We start from the raw sequence: 19,078 nt of genomic DNA, 5'->3' as shown, positions 1-19,078 counted from the left end.
CGGCGGTGGCCGCGAGGGCGTGGTGACCGGCGGGCACGGCGTGTCCGTTGGTTGCCGGGCGGCCGGTTTCGGCCTCGGCGTCCGCGCCGGTGAGCAGACCGGCATCGGCCGCCTGGGCCAGTTCCTGCGCCTCGTGTTCGACGTAGTCGCCGCGAGCGAACCAGGACGCGATCGAACCGAGCAGCATCATCACCGCGGCGGCGAGGAACACCACCACCAGGCCCGAATGGAACGGATCGGAGATCAGGTGCGGGAAGAACTCCTGGCCGGTCAGGACATCGGAATGCACGCCCGGTTTGTCCAGCGTGCCGCTCGGGCCGAGCAACTCCTTGAACGGGTTGTAGCCGAGGAAGGTCGCGAACAGGCTGCCGACCGGTGGCATATCCGCGATCTGTCCCGCGACGTCGGCGGGGACGCCCTGGTCCTTCAGCCCGGAATTCATCGCGCCGGGCAGGGTGCCGGACAGGCCGATGATCATCAGCGAGAAGAAGATGCCGATCGACAGTGCCATACCGCCGTTCATCAGCGTGGCGCGCATGCCGGAGGCGACACCGCGCTGCGAGGCGGGGACCGCGGACATGACCTCGGCGGTGTTCGGCGAGGTGAAGATGCCCATGCCGAGGCCGTTGAGCAGGATGATCAGCGCGAACAACCAGTAGTTGAAGTTCACCGGGATCACGATCAGCAGCACGAAGGTGATCGCGGCGAGCAACAGGCCACCGGTGGCGAACAACCGCCCGCCGAAGCGGTCGCTGAGATATCCGGACAGCGGTCCCGAGACCAGGAAGCCGATGGTCAGCGGCAACATGTAGATACCGGCCCACAGCGGCGTCGATTCGAAGTCGAATCCGTGCAGCGGCAGCCAGATGCCCTGCAGCCAGATGATGAGCATGAACTGCAGGCCGCCGCGGCTGATCGCGGACATCAGGCTCGCGAAACTGCCCAGCGCGAAGGTCCGGTTGCGGAACAGGCTCAGGTGGAACATGGGCTGCTTCGACTTCGCCTCGATGACGCAGAACAGCACGAGCAGCACGATGCCGCCGATGACGCCGGTCAGCACCCAGGGATTGCCCCAGCCGGTCTTGGAGTCGCCGTAGGGCTGGATGCCGTAGGTGATCCCGGCCAGCAGCGCCGTGAGGCCGAGCGCGAAGGTGACGGTACCGGGGATGTCGAGCGAGCCGGGCTGGCGCGCGCCGTTGTCGTGCAGCGACTTGTAGGACCAGATGGTGCCGAGGATGCCGAACGGCACGCTGACCCAGAAGATGGCCTTCCAATCCCATTCGGCCAGCAGACCGCCGATCAGCAGACCCAGGAACGAGCCGGCCACCGCCGCGACCTGGTTGATGCCCAGAGCCATACCGCGCTGCCTGGCCGGGAAGGCGTCGGTGAGGATGGCCGTGGAATTGGCCATCAGCATGGCGCCGCCGACACCTTGCGCCACACGCCAGGCGATCAGCCATATCGCACCGCCGCCGAGATCGAACGGATCGAACGACAGCGCTATCGCGCAGACGGTGAATATGACGAAGCCGAGGTTGTAGATGCGGACTCGGCCGAACATGTCGCCGAGGCGGCCGAACATCACCACGAGCACCGCGGAGGTGAGCATGAAGCCCATCAGCATCCACAGCAGGTAACTCACGTTGGCGGGTTCGAGCGGGTTGAGGTGGATCCCGCGGAAGATCGCCGGCAGGGAGATGATCACGATCGACGAGTTGACCGTGACCATCAACATGCCGAGGGTCGTGTTCGACAGGGCGACCCACTTGTAGTGCGGGTGGTCGTGATCTACCCGGAGCCGGCGACCGATGGTCTGGATGTCGGAGGCATCCAGGTCCTCGGCGGGTTGGGCGGAAGCCAAGTTCTCTCCCTCATCGACAGGAAAACGGAATGGGTCTCCAAATAATATAGTTGCGATGGCTAACTAATTGAAGAGGAGTATGTCACGTCCGAATTGTCCGGACTTCAGGTTTGATTCTGCGGGCAGGTAATTGGAGCGCGACGTGATCGGCGATGTCGAACGGGGGGCACATCGGGGGAAACTTCCGGCAACCGCTGGGCAGCGGGTAGCGTATCGCCGCAACACTGCTCTCGGATCGCCCTTGTGTGTCGTAAACCCGATGGTTCACCTTCTCGAAAGGAATTGCATGCCAAAGGATTTGACGCAGTTGCAGTTGCTCACCGAACTCGAGCCGGTCGTCGCGGACCAACTGGACCGGCATCTGGCCACCGCCAAGGAATGGCATCCGCACGATTACGTGCCGTGGGACGAAGGGCGCAATTTCGCCGCACTCGGCGGTGTCGATTGGGATCCCGAACAGTCTCGGCTGTCGGAGGTGGCGAAGGTCGCGATGATCACCAATCTGCTCACCGAGGACAATCTGCCCTCCTATCACCGGACCATCAGCGAACATTTCTCCCGCGACGGCGCCTGGGGAACCTGGGTGGGGCGCTGGACCGCGGAGGAGAACCGCCACGCCATCGCCATGCGCGACTATCTGGTGGTCACCCGCGGGGTCGACCCGGTGGCGCTGGAGCAGGACCGGATGGTGCACATGACGCGCGGCGTGCACGCCCCCGAGTACTTCCACGGCATGCTTCACCAGGTCGTCTATGTGACGTTCCAGGAGCTGGCCACGCGCATCAGCCATCGCTCCACCGGCCGGGTGTGCGACGACCCGATCGCCGACCGCATGCTGGCGCGCATCGCGGCCGACGAGAACCTGCACATGATCTTCTACCGGTCGCTCGCGGCGGCGGCGTTCGATCTGGCGCCGGATCAGGCGATGGAAGCGGTCACCACGATCGCGAAGAATTTCGCCATGCCCGGCACCGGTATGCCGAACTGGCGGCGCAACGGTGTGCTGATGGTCAAGCACGGCATCTACGATCTGCGCCAGCATCTGGACGAGGTGCTGAATCCGGTGCTGCGGCACTGGAATGTGTTCGGCCGCACCGACTTCACCGAGCGGGGCGAGCGCGCCCGCCAGGAGCTCGCCGACTATCTCGACAAGCTCGGCCGCGATGTCGTGCGCTTCGAGGAGCAGCGGGCGCGCATCCTGGCCCGCGAAGCGGCCAAGGCCGAGACCCGGGATCCGGCCCGGGTGTAGCGATGCCGGATCGGCCGGCCGGCGGGATCAGCGGGCCATGGGTTTTCCGTGGCCCGGTATCAGCAGCCGCGGGCGCTGTGCGATCAGCGATTCCGCGGTGATATGGGTCTGTGTCTCGTCGTGGTTGAAGACCTCGGGTAGTGCTTGCAGTCCGGTGTCGGGAAGCAGGGGATGGCCGGTGACCAGGGCGTCGCCGCTGAAGAGGATGCCTTCGGCGGGCATGAGATAAGCGGTGTGGCCGGTCGTGTGCCCCGGCGTGGGAACGGCCACGATACCGCCGGGCAACTGCCGCAGGGTGTTCTCGTCGTAGGCGGTGGCGGTGGGCACGCTCATGCCCACGTGGCCGCCCAGCGCGCGCAGCGTCTGGAACACCCACCGCGGTCCACCGGGGGTGCGGAGTTGGCGGGCCATGTCCACGGGAGTGATCTGCTGCAGATACTCCCGGCGCGCGTGCGCGGCCTCGTCCGCTCCCGTGTAGACCGGCACACCTGTGCGTTCGACCAGGGTCGGGATGGCGCCGATGTGGTCGAGATGGGCGTGGGTGAGCAGAATCGCCGCCAGATCGGCGGGCTCGTGGCCGATCTGGCGAAGGGAATCGAGCACCGCGCCGGTATCGCGCGGATAGCCGGCGTCGACGAGGACGACGCCGGAATCACCGGTGATCAGCGACCAGTTGACGTTCGTTCCGGCCACCACGTACACCGAATCGGCGACCTGCTCGATGGCGCTCACGCCGAGGCCCCCGCACGCTCGAGCCGGTCCCACGGCACCGGCAACCGGCCGGAGGCGATCGCCTGCGCCGCGATCCAGAGCCCCGGGACGATGCCGGGCTGATCCTCGTGCGCGGTCCTGCCGAGGACGGACCGGTGCTGCCGGTCGCCGAAGACGAAGTGGTTCTGCACACCGGCGATCGTGGTGCCGGCGCCCGCATCGCGCAACCGCACGACGCTCGTTTCGGACGATCGGTCGCGACGGATCGGCCGGTGGCGCGTGCGCAAGTCGGTCGTGCGCCTCAGCATGCGGTGCGGGTGGGGACCGAAAGCGGTTGTCCGGCAACCAGTTCGGCGGGACCGCCCGGCGTCTGCAGGGTGATCGGGTCGCCTGAGGTGAGGGTCAGCGTGGTGGTCGCGGGCCCGATGCGCACGGTCATCCGGGTGGCGCCGATCGCCAGTTCGCGAATGGTCAGGCCGTCGGGAAAACCGCCGGGCAGCATCGGATCGACGGACGCGCCACTGTCGGTCCAGCGCAATCCGAGCGGACCGTAGAGCAGTCCCTGCAAGAATCCCGCCGCACCGGTGACGAAGATCCACGCCGACTGCCCCTGCGCGTTGGCTCCCGACCGGTCCCCGCGCGCCTCGGCCTGGAATCCATACGGTTCGCGGGCGTAGGGCTGCACGGATCGGTCCAGGTAGTACTGGGTGCGGCAGGGATCGTAGCGGGCACTGAGGATCGCGCCGACGCTGTTGCTCATATTCGGGCCGTCGGGATCGGTGCGGTCGAAGTAGTAGCGCATCGTCGCGGCCGGCGAATACCCCGGCGCCGCATAGGTGAACGGATAACTGAGCAGCACCGTGTCGGCCTGTTTGATCGGGGCGCCGGTGTAGCCGAGATATTCGGCCGGCACGCCGGGGGCGATATCGGGTGGCATCGCCATATGCGCGCCGATATCGGCCCAGCGCGGGTCGACGGGTAGGCCGGACAGTCCGGCGGCGCGGGCGGCGATATCCATGGTGTTGCGGACGCCGCCGTTGGTGAGGGCGTTGTCGATCGAGAAGGCGACGTATTCGTCGGATCCGGCGGCCGGGGCGAAATGGTAGGCGCCGTCGGGCAGTTTCGGCCCGATCCGCGCGGTCAGGTAATCGGCGATCGCGGTGATCACCGGGGCGCCGCTGGTGCGCAGCCAGTCACGATCGCCGGTGGCCAGATAGTACTGCCATTGGGCCAGGGCGATTTCGTTGTGCAGATGTTCCTCGGTCAGACCGCAGCCGATCGGGGACGCACAGCGCTGGGCGGGCCCGTCGTTCCAGGGATACAGCGCGCCGGGCAGTCCGTAGCCGCGGGCATTGGCCCGGGCGGCGGGCAGTGCGGCGGCACGGAAATCGACCACGGTGCGGGCCAGGTCCGGATACAGCGCCAGCAGCGTGGGGAAGATCCAGGTCTCGGCGTCCCAGAACGTCATGCCCCCGTAGTCGTCGGACGACAACCCCGCCGGTTGCACCGACCAGCGTTCGCCCGCCCGGACGCTGGCCAGGACCGAATACAGGGCGGCGCGGATCCATCGGGTGTAGTCGGTGCGGCCCGGAGTCTCGAGGGTGGGCTGCCACAACCGGTCCCATTGCGCGGCATGGGCGGAATGCGCGGCCTCGAAGCCTTGGGCGCGGCCCGCTTCGGCCGCGGCGGTGGCGGCGGCCAGGGGATCGGCCCCGTAGTCGGTGGAGGAGATGCCGGTGTACGCGGTGAAGGTGTAGCTGTCGTTTCCGGTGGCGGGCAGCCGGTATCGGATGCCGTCGGCGCCGGGTAGTGCGGTGCCCGCGGCCCGGGGCGGGGAATCGACGGAGGAGACCACGAATGCCGTGTCGGCTGTTCCCTCGGCGCGGACGCCCGACACCGTGCGTCCGCTGCCCGGATCGGCCGTGGTCGTCAGCGGGACGACTCGCCGCGCCGCCGCGCCGTCGATCCGGTCGACGACCTCGAATTCGCCCGGGTACTCGGGGGTGACGGTCAGTTTCTGCACCGCGAGATCCGGCCGGTCGCGGGAGACGAAGGTGTCGTAGCGCAGCCGCAGCCGGTGCTGCGGATCCGGTGTCCAGTCGGCCCGGGTGGTGACCGTCGCGGTGCGGTAGTCCATGGTCTGCCGGTAGTCGTGCACGGTCGCCGGATCCACGTCCGCGTCGTATCGGTGTCCGCCGACCTCGACGCTGAGCCCGGACCACGCGGGCAGAGCGGCGATCACCTGGGTGTACTGCGGTGACGGCGCGGCCTGGGCGTAGAAACCCGCCAAATACGTTCCGGTGTACCGGGATTGCTGCAGCGGAAACGACGTCCGCACCGCGTCGCCGTAGTCGTGGTAGCCGCCGCCGCTGGGCGGCAGCACCGTCCCGATCTGGCCGTTGCCCAGATAGGGCGCGGCGTGGAAATCGCCGGGTGCGAACGATTCCGACGTCGAGGACCACAGCTCGTCGGCGGGGGCCGCGGTCGCCGGGGGCGGTGCGGCCACCACACCGAGGACGACGATCACTACCGGCCACAGGCGCCGACGCCGCGCGGCGGTCGTCCTTCGGATCGGGCTCACCCCGACGATCGTCGGAACCGGCCCTCGTGTGGTCAACCCGACACGCGCGGCGCCGCGATATCGGGACGGAATTATCGCCCGGCGCCTCAGTTTTCGGAGAAGTCGATCCCGTTCCCGGAGAAGTCGATCTGGGCGGCCGCGTTGCCGACCGCGGTCACCATGCCGGTGCCGATCGGCCCGCGGGAATCGAAAAGTGTTGCGGTGCCGACGGATACGCCGTTGCCGGTGAGGTGGGTTTCGGCGCGCAGCCCGATCCGGTCGCCGACGGGCAGGCGGTCGAGTGCCACGGTGAGGTCGGCATTGATGTATCCGATGCCTTGCGAGCCCCAATTGGTCACCAGGCTGGTGGACTCGGCGGCGACCACGGCCTCCACGAACGCGCTGCGCTCCTCGCCCTCGACCGCACTCAGCGGGACCGCCCACAGGCTCTTGCGGCCGGCGTTCTGATGGTCGCCCATCGACGTCGACCAATCGTTGTCGCTGCGGTACCACCAATCCACCCCGGCGTCGGCGGGCGGGTCGAACGGATGCTCGGAATGCCACTCCTCGCCCGGAGGGGCATCGGTGGCACGCAGCTGAACGAGCCGCGCCTCCGCCACCTCGACCTCGCCCTGGCGGACCCTCGCCGAGGCGATGTGGATGCGCCGACCGGCGCGGATCACCTCGGTGTGCACCTCGAGGGGCTGCCCCTTGGCCGCCTTGAACAGGTCGATGGTGAACCGAGCCGGCACGAAACCGGGCAACCCGTGTTCCCGTTCGAGCGTGCGCGCGGCGGCCGCGCAGACGGCGGGGCCGCTGAGCATGTCCGCACCCCAGCGGCCGTACGCCCACTTGCGGGGCAGGTACCGACCGGCGTCGTCGACGGTGAACATGGCAGGCATATCGGTCATCAGCCCATAGTGTCCTACCGCTCTCCGCGGCCCGCGGCCGACTCACGTGATGGCCGGGCGGTTTCAGTGCAGGGGCACCCAGCCCGGCCACTGCCGCGGACCTTCGTCGCCACGGATGCAGGCCAGCCGCCACCGCGCCTGGTGGCGGTGTATCGGGTCGGCGACGGCGGCGCGGACGGCGTCCATCGTCATCCGGAACTCGACGATGTCGCGCAGCAGGAAGAACCCCGGCCACCGGATGACGTCGAGGTGGTAGGCGTCGCAGAACCCGGCGTACTGCGCGCTGCTGATCCAGCCCAGCGAGGCGTAGGCGATCGCGGTCGGTACGAGATCCCATTCGGGCGGGCCGATCGACAGGTTCTCCAGATTGAGCACCAGTACGCCGTCGTCGACGGTGGCGGCGAACTCGCGGCCCCAGGCCTCGCCGTGGATGACGCCCCACTGCATCCCGTTCGGCAGATGGGCCCACCGCCCGCGCAGTTCGGCGAGACGGGCGTGCAGCCAGCGGCGGTCGTCGCCGGTGAACAAGTCGGCGGTCTCGATCAATTGGGCGATGCCGAGGAAGGGCTGCAGCCGGCCCAGGGTGAACGTCGTCGGCGGAGCCGTGCTGTGCAACCGGTGCAGCGCTTCGGCCAGATCGCCCGCGGTGACGTTGTGGTACGGCGGCGGGGCTTGCCAGAAGGTCACCGTCCGCCCTTGAATTTCGAGCGGTTGACGTACGTCCGGGACCGTCTGCAGGGTCGCGATCCCGGACGCGCTGAGCCAGCGGGCGGCCTCGATCTCGCGCCTTGCCTCGGGTCGATGATCCGGGCGGCTGATCCGCACGACAACCCCACTGGGTAATCGGTAACCGGTGCGGGCGCCGAACCGCACCTCCCGTGCGCCCCCCGGTTCGAAGCCGGCACTCACGCAGGCGGCGCGCAGAACCGACAATGTCCCGTTTCCGGCCAGCTGTGCGGTCATGCGCATACCCGAGTTCTCGATCGATCCCTCATCGTTGTCCTCATTGTGAGGGATCGGCGGACCGTCCGATACCTTTCAAAGCAACATGGTGGCTACCGATCGCTGAGGTCGAGATCACGTTCGCTCGGCCGGAGACGGCCTCACATCCCTGTTATGGTTTCTAACCGGAGATTCACTCCGCTTCTGTCTCGTGGGAGGAAACCACCCGTGGCGCGCGTCAAATCCCGCCCGCACTACAACGTCGTCTTCGCGGTGCTGCTGCTCGGCATCTCCGCCTACGCACTGCTGCAGTCGATGGTCGTCCCGGTACTGGCGTTGCTGATTCCGGCCCTGCACACCACGCAGAGCACCGCGACCTGGCTGATGACCGGATATCTGCTCTCGGCCTCGGTGGCGACGCCGATTCTCGGCCGGATCGGCGACAAGGTCGGCAAGGAGCGCATGCTCGTGGTCACGCTGGTCGCGTTGACGGCCGGTTCGCTGATCGCGGCGCTGACCGAATCGGTCGGGGTGATGATCGTGGCGCGGGTGATCCAGGGCCTGGGCGGTGGCGTGATTCCGTTGGCATTCGGCATCATTCGCGACGAGTTCCCGGCGAAGAAGCTGCACGGCGCGGTGGGGATCGCCTCCTCGCTCATCGCCGTCGGCTCCGGGCTCGGGCTGGTGCTGGCGGGCCCGATCGTCGAACACCTGAACTACCACTGGCTGTTCTGGGTGCCGATGATCATCACCGCGATCGCCGCGGTGGCCGCGATCGTGTTCGTGCCGGAGTCGCCCGTGCGTAGTCCGGGCACTATCAATTGGGGCGCGGCGACGCTGCTGTCGGCCTGGCTGGTGGCGCTGCTGCTGGCGGTGAGCAAGGGCCCGTCCTGGGGCTGGGGTTCGGCGCTGACCCTGGGCCTGTTCGCGCTGGCCGTGGTGGCGGCGGCCGCCTGGATCGTGGTCGAACTGAAATCGGCCACCCCGCTGATCGATATGCGCACCATGCGGATTCCGGCGGTGTGGACGACGAATCTGGTGGCCGTGCTGACCGGCGCCGGCATGTACGCCATGATGACCTTCCTGCCGCAGTTGCTGCAGACCCCGAAAGCGGTTGCGGGATACGGCCTGAGCGCCGGCATCACCCAATCCGGGCTGTACATGCTGCCGCTGTCGGTGGCGATGTTCGTGATCGGCCTGTCGATCGGGCCGCTGGCGGCGCGCATCGGCCCCAAGGCGATCGTGGTGATCGGCAGCGTCATCACCGTTCCGGCGTTCGTGATGCTCGCGGTCGGGCACGACCACAGCTGGGAGATCTACCTGGCCGGTGCGCTGCTGGGCATCGGTATCGGACTGGCCTTCTCGTCGATGCCGGCCATCATCGTCGCCGCGGTGCCGCCCGCCCAGACCGGCGCGGCGACCGGGATGAACGCCAACGTCCGCACCGTCGGCGGCGCGATCGGCAGCGCGGTGTCGGCCGTGCTGCTGACCTCGGGTGCCACCACCGCGCACGGACTACCGGCCGATTCCGGGTATTCCCGGGTGTTCTGGTTCTTGGCCGGCGTTTCCGTGCTCGCCGCACTGGCCGCCCTGATCATTCCGTCGGTGCGCGCGCACACACCGCAGGCCGTCGCCGCGGAGACGGACGGCAGCGCGGAGCCGGTGGCGCTCTCGGAGCCGGAACCTGTTGCCGCGCGGCACGATAGCGCGGTGGCCGCCGGAATCGCGGGAGTGTCGGCGCCGCAGGCGGTGGATATCGCGGGCGAGGACCGGGCCATCGGTGGCAGCGTCCGGCGGGAGAACGGCCGGCCGGTTCCGGATGTGGCGCTGACGTTGATCGACCAACGCGGACACCAGGTTTCGCGCGCCACGGGCGGAGCCGACGGTAGCTACCGCCTCCCCGCGCCGGCGCCCGGCAGTTATGTGCTGATCGCCTCCGCCGCCGCGCATCGCCCGGTGGCCGTCACCGTCGTCGTCGGCGCGGTGGCACAGACCGTGGATCTGACCCTACCGAGTTCCGGTGAGCTCACCGGAACCGTCCGCCGCGCCGACGACGGGAAACCCGTTGCGGGAGCGACGGTTACCCTCACCGATCCGCACGGAGAGGTGATCGGGGCGGCGGTGACAGGCGGCGACGGCGGCTACCGCTGCGGCGGCGTGGCCTCGGGCACCCACACCCTCGTCGTGGTCGCCGACCGGATGCACCCCACCGCGGTCACCCTCACCATTCCCGACAGCGGACTGCTGCGCCACGATGTCGGCCTGGAACCGATGGCGACCCTGGCCGGCGCCGTGGAGGCGCACGGCAAGGCGGTCGCCAATGCCGAGGTGACCGTTCTGGACGCGAGCGGTGATCGGATCTCCACCGCCCGCACAGACCGCAACGGCCGCTACGTGGTCCCGGATCTCCCGGCCGGTCACTACACCGTGGTGGCGCGCGGATATCCCTCGGTGAGCAGCACCGTCACCGTCGGCGCGGGCCGGATCACCCACGATGTGGAACTCGCCTACGACGAGTCGGCGTCCGTCGGCTGCGGGTGAGCTCAGGCCTCGATCTGCGGGTGCAGCCGGTTCACCGTCCACACTCGTTGTCTGCGGACGACGAGTGTGGTCGCACCCAGGAAGAGGACGAGAAATCCGGCCAGCACCACCAGATCGCGGACGAGGTTGCCGGTGAGTCCGCCGGAGATGCCGACGCGCAGCCCGTCGACCACATAGGTCATCGGGATGAGCGGATGGATGGCCCGGAACGGGGCCGGGGTGGTTTCGATCGGGTAGAGGCCGCCGCACGCGGTGAGCTGAATGATCAACAGCGCCAGCGACAGTGCCTCACCGATCGCGCCCAGCGCCACGCGCAGGAAGTGGTCGATCGCCACGAATGCCGCCGCGGCCAGGATCAGCAGGCCGGCCACCCAGATCGGATGCAGCGGATCCAGTCCGAGCCCGAGTTGAACGACGAGGTAGAGCAGGAGACCACCGGCCGCGGCGATGAGGGCCACCGGCAACCATCCGGCCGCGGCGACGGTGAGCGCGCCGACGCGCCCGGCCAGTGCCCGCAGATTGAGCGGACGGATGAACAGGTACGCGAGCAGGCCGACCACCCACAGTGCGATCGCGAAGAAGAACGGTGCGAAGCCGCGCCCGTACACACCGGCGGGATGCAGGTTGTCCATGGTGATGCCGACCGGTGAGCCGAGGACGTCGGCGGCCTTCGCCGTCTGCTCGGGGCTGGTATCCGGAATCTTGGTCACGGCGCCGTCGACCACCCGGGTGATGTCGGCGGCGCCGGAATTGAGCTGATCCGCACCCGTCTGCAGGGTCCGGCTGCCGGCCTCGAGGGCGCCGAGACCGGCGCCGATCTGCGCGGCCCCGCCGCCGATGGTGCGCGAGGCCGCCGTCAGTGCCTGGAGTGGGGCGGCGGCACCGGCGACGGCCTGCCCGATCGTGCCTGCGCTGCTTCGCAATTCGTCCGCCTGCTGGGCGGCCTGCTGCGCCGAGGTCTGGGCCTGGTCGGCGCTGGTGTTCGCGGCGGCGGCGGTCTGGGCGAGGGTCTGCGCGTTGCTGCGGGCGGAGCCCAGCAGGGGGTCGAGCGCGAATTCCGGGTGGGCCGCGGCGAATTGGTCCAGTGCGGTCGAGCCCTGGGTAGCCGTCCGGCTGACGATGCCGGTGGCGTCGTGGACCAGACTCAAACTCTGCGCGGCGGCCGAGGCGGCGTTGGCGACCGTGCCGGTCGCGGCGGGCAGTGCGGCCACGCCCGCGTTCGTGATCGCGGTGATCGCCTGATCGGCGCGGGTGCCGGCGTCGGCGAGTTGCTGTACGCCCTCGGTGATCGATCCGGCGCCGGCCTGCGCGGCCGTGATGCCCTGGGTGAGCGCGGCGCTGCCCTGCTGCGCGAGCACGGTCGCGTCGAGCAATTTGTGCGCACCCACCGAGGCGATCTGCAATTGCTGTTTCACCAGGGTCAGATCGCCGTAGATGGCGGTGGCGTAGGCGGCGTGCGCGGCGGTGTCGATCTGGCTCTGCAGTTCGGTTTTCGCGGTCTGGGCGACGATGCCGACGATGTAGTTGTTCGCGTCGTTGAGGGTGATTCCCATGGTCGCGCGCTCGGGAATCGGGTTCTGCGCGGTGGCCAATTTGTGGCTGAAATCCGGCGGCACGGTGATGGTGAAGTAGTAGCGCCCGTGCCGCAGGCCATCCATCGCCTCGTCGGCGCCGACGAAATTCCAGGCGAAGGCGCCCGACGCCTGCAGCTGCTGGGTGAATTGCTTTCCCGCGTCGATCAATTGGCCGTTGGCGACGGCAGGCTGATCCTGGTCGACCACGGCGACCGGAATGCGGTCGGTGCGCCCGTACGGATCCCAGTTCGACCACAGATACAGCGACCCGTACAACAGCGGAATCATCGCCAGGCCGATCGGGACCAATCGGCGCATCGGCGCCCGGAAGCGGCGAAATTCCAACAGGGCCAGGCGAACCGCGGTCATCGCTCACTCCTCCGGAAGGGGGATCTGATCTCGCTGGGTCGGATGCGGCAGGTCGATCACCGCGACGGAATCATCGAGCGAGGGCGGCGGAATCGTCGTCGTGGCGACCACGGTGCAGCCCAGTCCGGTGAGAATGCGCAACGCCTCCCATATCCGTTCGGCATCCGTATCGTCGCAACCGCGGTCCACATCGTCGACGACGATCGCCGCCGGTTGTTCGGCGGCCGCCAACGCCACGGCGAGCAGAGTCTGCTCGCGCGGCGGCAGGTCCGCCACGGTCGCCGTCGCGGGCGCGTCGACGCCGAGCATGGTCAGCGCATCGTGGACGGCCGCCCGTCCGATTCGTGGCCCGCCGATCATCGTCCGCTCGGTGACGATATCGCCGACCCGTAATTCGTCGTCGAGGCCGACCGCCGGCTCGGCTCGCGCCACCGCGACGAGTTGCCGTACCCGCGCGGCGTCGGCGGGCAGGCGACAGCCGCCCACCGCCACACTGCCGGCCACCAACCGCATTCGCCCGGCCAATGCCAGCAGCAGCGAGGTTCGTCCCGAGCCCGAGGGCCCGGCCACCACACCCAGTTGACCGGCCGCGACATCCACCGACACTCCCGCGAACGCGCATCCCCGCGCTCCGCGGGCCGTGATGCCGCGCGCGATGATCTCTACACCGTGAAAAGCCATCGGGGCGAGACTAACCCGTGCGCCCCGGCCCGCGTCCGCAGCGACATCCCCGCCGTTCAGCCCAGCACCACGAACAGCACCACGATGACGATCAGCACGATGACCATGGTGACCATCAGCAGCAGCGGGCTCTTGCGGTTGGTCACGGGCGAGTCGCTGAGCGAGACGTCCTCGCGCTCGGGATTCGCGGGCCGGCTCTGATCGTCGAATCGTTCGGACATCGAGCACCTCCGGGTGTGCGGGCGGTCGCTGTGTAATACCCGGCCAGTGCGTCGGCAAACTCGCCGCTAGTCGCGGTCCTTCGACCGTGGGATGCGGGTGTGCACGGTGAGCAGCAGGTGGTCGAAGGCGGTGATATGTTCCGGCGCCGGCGGCGCGACGAGAGGAAGTTCCTCGATGATCTGGGCGGCGAGGTCGCGCAGTTTGGTGTTGGTTTCCTGCGAGCGCCAGGCCAGCACCTTGAAGGCCTGTTCGGCGTTGATGCGGTACATGCGCATCAGCACGCCCTTGGCCTGTTCGATCACCGCGCGGTTCTCGATCATGTCGGGCAGCGTCGCGGACAGGGTTTCGCGTTCGTTCTCGGCGAGGGTGTCGGTGAGGTCGATGTAGAAGCCGGCGGTGGCGGCGACCTGCCCGGCGTCGTCGTAGATGCGGTCGGCGACGACCATCACGTTGTGCACGGTGCCCGCGGTATCGACGAACCGATGCCGGCTGGAGAACGATTCGCCCAGTTCGATCGCGCGGGCGATGGTCTTGGCGACTTCTTCGCGGTCGTCCGGATGTTTGTGCGCGAGCAGCAGTTCCGTGGTCGGGACGACTCCGCCGGGGGTGTAGCCGTGCATCCGGTACACCTCCTCGGACCATTCCCAGCGGCGGGTGGCGAACCAGAACCGGAACGATCCCACGCGGGGGATGTGGCCGGCGGCGCCCGAGGTGGTCTCGGGTGTCGCGTGGTTGCGAAGCGGATCGGTTCTATGCACAAGCATCATTATGTTCGCCCGCCCCGCAACCCGCCGTCGTTCGGACGCACAGTGGACTGAACTGTTCGTTTTTCGTCCTGAGGTCGCCCTGTGCCGGTATATGCCCCGGTCAAGCGCTCAGCCGGCCAGTGTCGCGGCGGGGGAGCGCCCGTAGTGGCGCCGGTAGAGGGCGGCGAACCGGCCGGGGTGCCCGAAACCCCATGCGCCGGCGATGGCGGCGACGGTGTCCCCGTCCACCGCACTGCCCGCGACCAGGTCTTCGTGGGCTCCGCGAAGCCGCATCCGCTTCAGATAGGCCGTCGGTGTCGTGTCCAGGTGCCGGCGGAACGCGAGCTGCAGCGCTCGCACGGTCACATAGGCCGCCGCGGCGATGTCGGTCACCGCGATGTCCTCCTGGATATGGGACTCCATAAAGGCCACCGCGCGACGCACGGTCAGCGGATGCGCGTCTCGGCGATCGACCGGAGTCGCCTCGAGGCCGGCCGTGTTCGGAAACGCGTGCAACACGGTCGCCGCCAGATATTGCGACGCCGTGGCCGCCACCAGCGGCGGCACGTCCCCGTCGTAGGAGGCGGCGAGTTGTTGCATATGCGAGATCACCGCGGTGAGCCGATCACCCGCCTCCGGCGTCACGGTGCGATGGCCCGAGAGGGCCACGTCGCCGACATCGGGACGATTCGCCGAGGCGACTCTGCCGAGGAGGGATGGATCGAACATCGTGATGGTGAAGGTGGCCTGGTGGACGACACCGGAGTACGGCAGATCCGGCGGGGTCAGAATGCCGATCTCGCCCGGCCCGAACGTGTCGTTGCCCGCATCGACGTATTCTTCCTCGACCCACCCGGCGTCCACCCCGATCAGGCAGATCTTGTTCAGCGGATCGGCGTCGTAGCTCATGTCGAATCCGAGTTCGAGCCGGTCGAGACTCACCTGGCCCAGCATGTCGCGCGCGATCCGGGTGCGGACCGGCACCTCGGTGGCGTTGCCGATATCCATGGTCGTGTAGTTCCGATTCAGGAACTGCTCGGTGGCAGCCAAGCTGTCGCTGTCGAACTCTACGGTCATCGGTCGGTGATCCTCTGCTGTGCCGCTCCCACTGCTTCGGGCACGGTCGCCTGTCCGGGCGCGCCGTGCGGACTTCGGAGCCTACTTGTCCATAGTGTTGCCGCGGCGCGCGTCGTGTCACCGGACGGTGACATGATTCTCGAGGCGGTAACGAATTCGCGCCGGAGACGATCAGAGAAGCGACGCGAGCGGGCTGCGATGCAGGTCACGGCGCAGCTGGGCGACATCGTCGCAGACGTATGCCGCGCCGTCGCCCTCCAATTCGCCGCGGGAAATTCCGCCGCTCAGGACGCCGATCGCCGCCACCCCCAGCTCGGTGGAGGCGCGCATGTCCCAGACCGTATCGCCGACGAACACCGCTCGCTGCGCCGTGACCCCGGCCCGGTCCAAGGCCACCCGGACGATGGTCGGGTCGGGTTTGGCCGTCTCGACGTCTTCGGCGCCCGTCACCGCGTACAGCCACGCCTCGGCGTCGAGCAGGTCGCGCAACCGAGCCAGTTCGTCCGGCGGCGCGGACGTGGCCAGGACGACCCGCAGGCCCAGATCATGCAGATGCCGCAGGATCTCGCGGGCGCCGGGTAGCAGGGTCAGTCGGTCGGCGCGGTCGAGGTAGTACCGGCTGTGCAGGTCGCTCGCGGTATCGGCGGCCTCGCTGTCGAGGTCGGGGGCGAGGGTGCGCAGCAGTTCGTCGCCGTCCATGCCGATGCTGCGGTGGATCCGCCAGATCGGCACGTCCGCGTCGACCTCGCGGAAGGCTCGATGCCAGGTCACCGCATGCAGATAGTTGGAGTCGACGAGCGTGCCGTCGATATCGAAGAGGACGGCTGCGGGTTCGGGCACGGCATCTCCTTCTCTCCGGTACGAGCCTGTGCGACGAGCCGATCGGGAGCAGAAGCCACTGTACCCAGCGCGATGCCGTGGGGCGGGAGACATCCGGACGGGAGTCGTGATCCGGTCACGGGACGACTTTCCTCGTCACCGGTGGCTCGTCACCGGTGCGGGCAGGGGTGTAACGCCGTCCCGGTATTCGAAAAGCTCTGTGGGAGAGTCCGTTTCGGTGCCCGCGGGTGCGGCCACCGGCTCGCGTCGCAACCACCGCGGCGCCCACCAGCAGGCGTCACCGAGCAGGCGCATCGTCGCCGGAACCAACAGCACGCGCAGAATCGTCGCGTCGATGAGCAACGCGGCCACCATGCCGAAGGCGATGTACTGCATCATCACCAGATCCGACAGCGCGAAAGCGCCGGTGACCACCAGCAGGATCAGGGCGGCCGCGGTGATGATGCGCCCGGTGTGGGCGACGCCGGCGCGGACGGCCTCGCGGGTGGACGCGCCCGCGGCCCGCGCCTCGACCATGCGGGAGAGCAGAAATATCTCGTAGTCGGTGGACAGTCCGTAGATCACCGACACGATCACCACCAGGACCAGGGACATGATCGGCTGCGGGGTGAAGCCGAGTGCTCCGGCGCCGTGCCCGTCGATGAAGATCCAGGTCAGGATTCCGACGGTGGAGCCGAGCCCGAGCAGATTCAGCGCGCCGGCCTTCAACGGCAGCACCAGCGAGCGGAAACTCACCGCCATCAGCGCGGTGGTGGCGAGGAATACGAGGGCGATCACCAGCGGTATGCGGTGCACGAGGGCGTCGATGCTGTCCTTCTCGATGGCGGGCTGCCCGCCGACGAGCAGGGTGGCGCCCTTCGGCAGCGGCATCGCGCGCAGGTAGTCGATCGCCGCGTCCTTGACGGCGGTGGGCGCGAGCACCGTCTGCGTGGTGAACACACTCGACTGCGCGGGCCGCTGCAACCAGGCGGGAAACGGCGCCGCGAGGCCCGGGGCATGGCCGGCCTCGGCCAGCACGGTGTCCTTGGCGGCGGGGTCGTAGGTGATCAGCACCAGATCGATCGGGTTGATGCGGCGCAGCGGGAAGATCTCGTCGAAGTGCTGCTGGGCCAGCCGCGTCGGATGATCCGGCGGCAGGAAGCGTTCGTTGATCGTGCCGAAGGCCAGGTCCCGGATCGGCGCGATCAGCACCAGCAGTCCGATGACCACCGAAACCGCCACGACCAGTGGCCTTTTCATGACGCGGTCGGCGATCCGCCCCCAGAGGTTGTCCGGAACCCGGCCCGGCGGCGTGCTCCGGCGGAACCAGGGAACGCCGAAGCGGTCCACCCGGTGGCCGAGCACCGCCAGCATCGCGGGCAGCAGCGTCACCGAGGTGAACGCGGCCAGCGAGATGGTGATGATGGCGCCGTAGGCGAACGAGCGCAGAAAGCCCTGCGGGAACACGAGAATTCCGGCGGCGGCCACCGCCACGATGGTCGCGGAGAACACCACGGTGTGGCCCGCGGTCGCCACCGAACGCCGCACCGCGTCGTCGACCTCGCGGCCGGCGGCGAGTTCGTCGCGGAACCGGCTCAGCACGAACAGCCCGTAGTCGATGGCCAGGCCGAGCCCGACCATCGAAACCACCGGCGAGACGAAGGAATTCACCTCGGTGACGGTGGTCAGCAACCGGATGAGGCCCCAGGCGCCGAGCACCGTGAGCCCGCCGACGATCAACGGCAGCCCCGCCGCCACCACACCGCCGAAGAGGAAGAACAGCAGCACCGCCACCGCGGGAATCGCGAACAGTTCCATGCGCTGCTGATCGTGGGCCATGGTGTCGTTCAGGGCGCCGGCGACCGCCTGCCCGCCGGCGACCTCCATGTGCACTCCGGGCACATCGAAGGCGTGCGCGACGGCGCGGTAGTTGCGCATCTGCTCGGTGGGGTTGTCGCCGTGAACGGCGATCGAGGCGAAGGCGTGCTCGTGGTCCGGGGAGCCGAAGATGTCCGGTAGCGCCACACCGGTTCTGGTGGGCCAGTATGCCCCGTTCACCCGGTCGATCTGTTGCGGAAACCGGTCCGGCAGACTGTCGAGACTCGCCACGATCGTCGCGGCGAAGGCCGGATCGTCGATCGTCGCGCCCGGCGGTGCGTGATACAGCAGCACCACGTCGGCGCTGTGGTCGCGCCCGAAGATCTCCTCGTGGACGTGCGCGGCCCGCACCGATTCCGAGGACGGATCGTCCCAGCCGCTGGAGCTGAGGTGCTCGCCGAGGCCGAGCCCGTACCAGCCGAGGGCGAGCAGGCCGGTCACCAGCACACCGATCACCGTGAACCGCCGGCGCAGCACGACATCGGCCCAGTGATTCGATTCGGCGGACAAAGTGCCGGCTCCCAACTGTTTGCGCGGATCGGTTCGGCTGTCGTTTCACGACGCTCGTCCCGAGACCGGACCTGGGGTTTCGGCGGAATTCCCGGAAATTAACCGCCGCGTTGTCGTCGGGGCGGCCGACAGCTCCCTCGAGAAAATGAGCGTTCGAGGAAAGATAGAACGGGTTACGTGCGAATTCGGTCGATGCACAGCGATATACCGACGGATCATAATCGCGGTGCGCCGATCTTGTGAGTGGTGAGCAAATCCCGCTGTTACGCTGAGCGGACCATCGGCCATTTGCACCGAATATCGTTGCGTCCCTGAGCTTTCAGAGACCGAGTGGTCGGCATCGAACTCTTCGGCGTAGCGGCTGGGTGGGTTCACAAATTCGCCGCGTGCCGTTGGTTGGAGGGTCCAAAAGTGCCACGAATCTCTT

14 protein-coding genes and 1 pseudogene are annotated in these 19,078 nt (G+C 68.3%); 2 read left to right on the top strand and 13 right to left on the bottom strand.

What is annotated here, in order from left to right:
• Positions 1 to 142 precede the first annotated feature (142 nt).
• Positions 143 to 1,861: pseudogene (locus tag NA3_RS38580) on the bottom strand (MFS transporter); the annotation flags it as partial.
• Between the two features lie 286 nt (positions 1,862 to 2,147).
• Between NA3_RS38580 and NA3_RS13645 the strand changes: the two are divergent.
• Complete coding sequence (locus NA3_RS13645; protein WP_062963944.1) at positions 2,148 to 3,110, top strand: acyl-ACP desaturase; 963 nt, start codon at positions 2,148 to 2,150, stop codon at positions 3,108 to 3,110.
• A 27-nt stretch (positions 3,111 to 3,137) separates the two neighbouring features.
• Here NA3_RS13645 and NA3_RS13640 read toward each other — a convergent pair whose 3' ends face one another.
• The 5 genes from NA3_RS13640 to NA3_RS13620 form a co-directional block, all read right to left on the bottom strand.
• Positions 3,138 to 3,842, bottom strand: coding sequence for an MBL fold metallo-hydrolase (locus NA3_RS13640; protein WP_062963943.1), 705 nt, complete (start codon positions 3,840 to 3,842; stop codon positions 3,138 to 3,140).
• Positions 3,839 to 4,054, bottom strand: a complete 216-nt coding sequence (locus tag NA3_RS13635) for a hypothetical protein (RefSeq protein ID WP_128145335.1) — start codon at positions 4,052 to 4,054, stop codon at positions 3,839 to 3,841. Before NA3_RS13635 ends, NA3_RS13640 begins: the two co-directional genes overlap by 4 nt.
• 68 nt (positions 4,055 to 4,122) lie before the next feature.
• A complete protein-coding gene (locus NA3_RS13630; RefSeq protein WP_167354986.1) occupies positions 4,123 to 6,402 on the bottom strand; it encodes a glycosyl hydrolase family 65 domain-containing protein in 2,280 nt (759 codons plus the stop codon).
• A gap of 86 nt (positions 6,403 to 6,488) precedes the next feature.
• On the bottom strand, positions 6,489 to 7,292 hold the full coding sequence (locus tag NA3_RS13625) for an acyl-CoA thioesterase domain-containing protein (protein ID WP_062963940.1): 804 nt from the start codon (positions 7,290 to 7,292) through the stop codon (positions 6,489 to 6,491).
• Positions 7,293 to 7,355: 63 nt separating this feature from the next.
• Positions 7,356 to 8,255 carry an aminoglycoside phosphotransferase family protein gene (locus NA3_RS13620; protein WP_063917495.1) on the bottom strand — a complete coding sequence of 300 codons (900 nt, stop codon included), beginning with the start codon at positions 8,253 to 8,255 and terminating at the stop codon, positions 7,356 to 7,358.
• Positions 8,256 to 8,462: 207 nt separating this feature from the next.
• Here NA3_RS13620 and NA3_RS35975 point away from each other — a divergent pair, with 207 nt between their 5' ends.
• Entirely contained in the window at positions 8,463 to 10,775 is a 2,313-nt protein-coding gene (locus NA3_RS35975; protein WP_063917474.1) for an MFS transporter, read from the top strand.
• A gap of 2 nt (positions 10,776 to 10,777) precedes the next feature.
• Here NA3_RS35975 and NA3_RS13605 read toward each other — a convergent pair whose 3' ends face one another.
• The 7 genes from NA3_RS13605 to NA3_RS13580 form a co-directional block, all read right to left on the bottom strand.
• Positions 10,778 to 12,718 carry a YhgE/Pip family protein gene (locus NA3_RS13605; RefSeq protein WP_062963937.1) on the bottom strand — a complete coding sequence of 647 codons (1,941 nt, stop codon included), beginning with the start codon at positions 12,716 to 12,718 and terminating at the stop codon, positions 10,778 to 10,780.
• A gap of 3 nt (positions 12,719 to 12,721) precedes the next feature.
• A complete protein-coding gene (locus NA3_RS13600) occupies positions 12,722 to 13,399 on the bottom strand; it encodes an ATP-binding cassette domain-containing protein (protein ID WP_062963936.1) in 678 nt (225 codons plus the stop codon).
• Between the two features lie 56 nt (positions 13,400 to 13,455).
• Positions 13,456 to 13,620 carry a hypothetical protein gene (locus NA3_RS36875; protein ID WP_157126555.1) on the bottom strand — a complete coding sequence of 55 codons (165 nt, stop codon included), beginning with the start codon at positions 13,618 to 13,620 and terminating at the stop codon, positions 13,456 to 13,458.
• Positions 13,621 to 13,686: 66 nt separating this feature from the next.
• Positions 13,687 to 14,385, bottom strand: coding sequence for a PAS and ANTAR domain-containing protein (locus NA3_RS13595; RefSeq protein ID WP_062964045.1), 699 nt, complete (start codon positions 14,383 to 14,385; stop codon positions 13,687 to 13,689).
• Between the two features lie 111 nt (positions 14,386 to 14,496).
• Positions 14,497 to 15,444 carry a helix-turn-helix domain-containing protein gene (locus NA3_RS13590; RefSeq protein ID WP_062963935.1) on the bottom strand — a complete coding sequence of 316 codons (948 nt, stop codon included), beginning with the start codon at positions 15,442 to 15,444 and terminating at the stop codon, positions 14,497 to 14,499.
• A 171-nt stretch (positions 15,445 to 15,615) separates the two neighbouring features.
• On the bottom strand, positions 15,616 to 16,284 hold the full coding sequence (locus NA3_RS13585; protein WP_062963934.1) for an HAD family hydrolase: 669 nt from the start codon (positions 16,282 to 16,284) through the stop codon (positions 15,616 to 15,618).
• A 135-nt stretch (positions 16,285 to 16,419) separates the two neighbouring features.
• Positions 16,420 to 18,651, bottom strand: a complete 2,232-nt coding sequence (locus NA3_RS13580) for an MMPL family transporter (RefSeq protein ID WP_084491543.1) — start codon at positions 18,649 to 18,651, stop codon at positions 16,420 to 16,422.
• Between the last annotated feature and the right edge of the window lie 427 nt (positions 18,652 to 19,078).

It is taken from the genome of Nocardia africana NBRC 100379 (assembly GCF_001612635.1).
GTDB lineage: Bacteria > Actinomycetota > Actinomycetes > Mycobacteriales > Mycobacteriaceae > Nocardia > Nocardia africana.
Note: the sequence above shows the minus strand (reverse complement) of the source record. Positions and strands in the feature narration are given on the sequence as shown.

Bases quoted from the DNA above. Each gene is read 5' to 3' on its own strand.
- NA3_RS13645 (WP_062963944.1), top strand. From the start codon at position 2,148: ATGCCAAAGGATTTGACGCAGTTGCAGTTGCTCACCGAACTCGAGCCG.
- NA3_RS13625 (WP_062963940.1), bottom strand. From the start codon at position 7,292: ATGACCGATATGCCTGCCATGTTCACCGTCGACGACGCCGGTCGGTAC.
- NA3_RS13620 (WP_063917495.1), bottom strand. From the start codon at position 8,255: ATGACCGCACAGCTGGCCGGAAACGGGACATTGTCGGTTCTGCGCGCC.
- NA3_RS13605 (WP_062963937.1), bottom strand. From the start codon at position 12,718: ATGACCGCGGTTCGCCTGGCCCTGTTGGAATTTCGCCGCTTCCGGGCG.
- NA3_RS13600 (WP_062963936.1), bottom strand. From the start codon at position 13,399: ATGGCTTTTCACGGTGTAGAGATCATCGCGCGCGGCATCACGGCCCGC.
- NA3_RS36875 (WP_157126555.1), bottom strand. From the start codon at position 13,620: ATGTCCGAACGATTCGACGATCAGAGCCGGCCCGCGAATCCCGAGCGC.
- NA3_RS13595 (WP_062964045.1), bottom strand. From the start codon at position 14,385: ATGCTTGTGCATAGAACCGATCCGCTTCGCAACCACGCGACACCCGAG.
- NA3_RS13590 (WP_062963935.1), bottom strand. From the start codon at position 15,444: ATGACCGTAGAGTTCGACAGCGACAGCTTGGCTGCCACCGAGCAGTTC.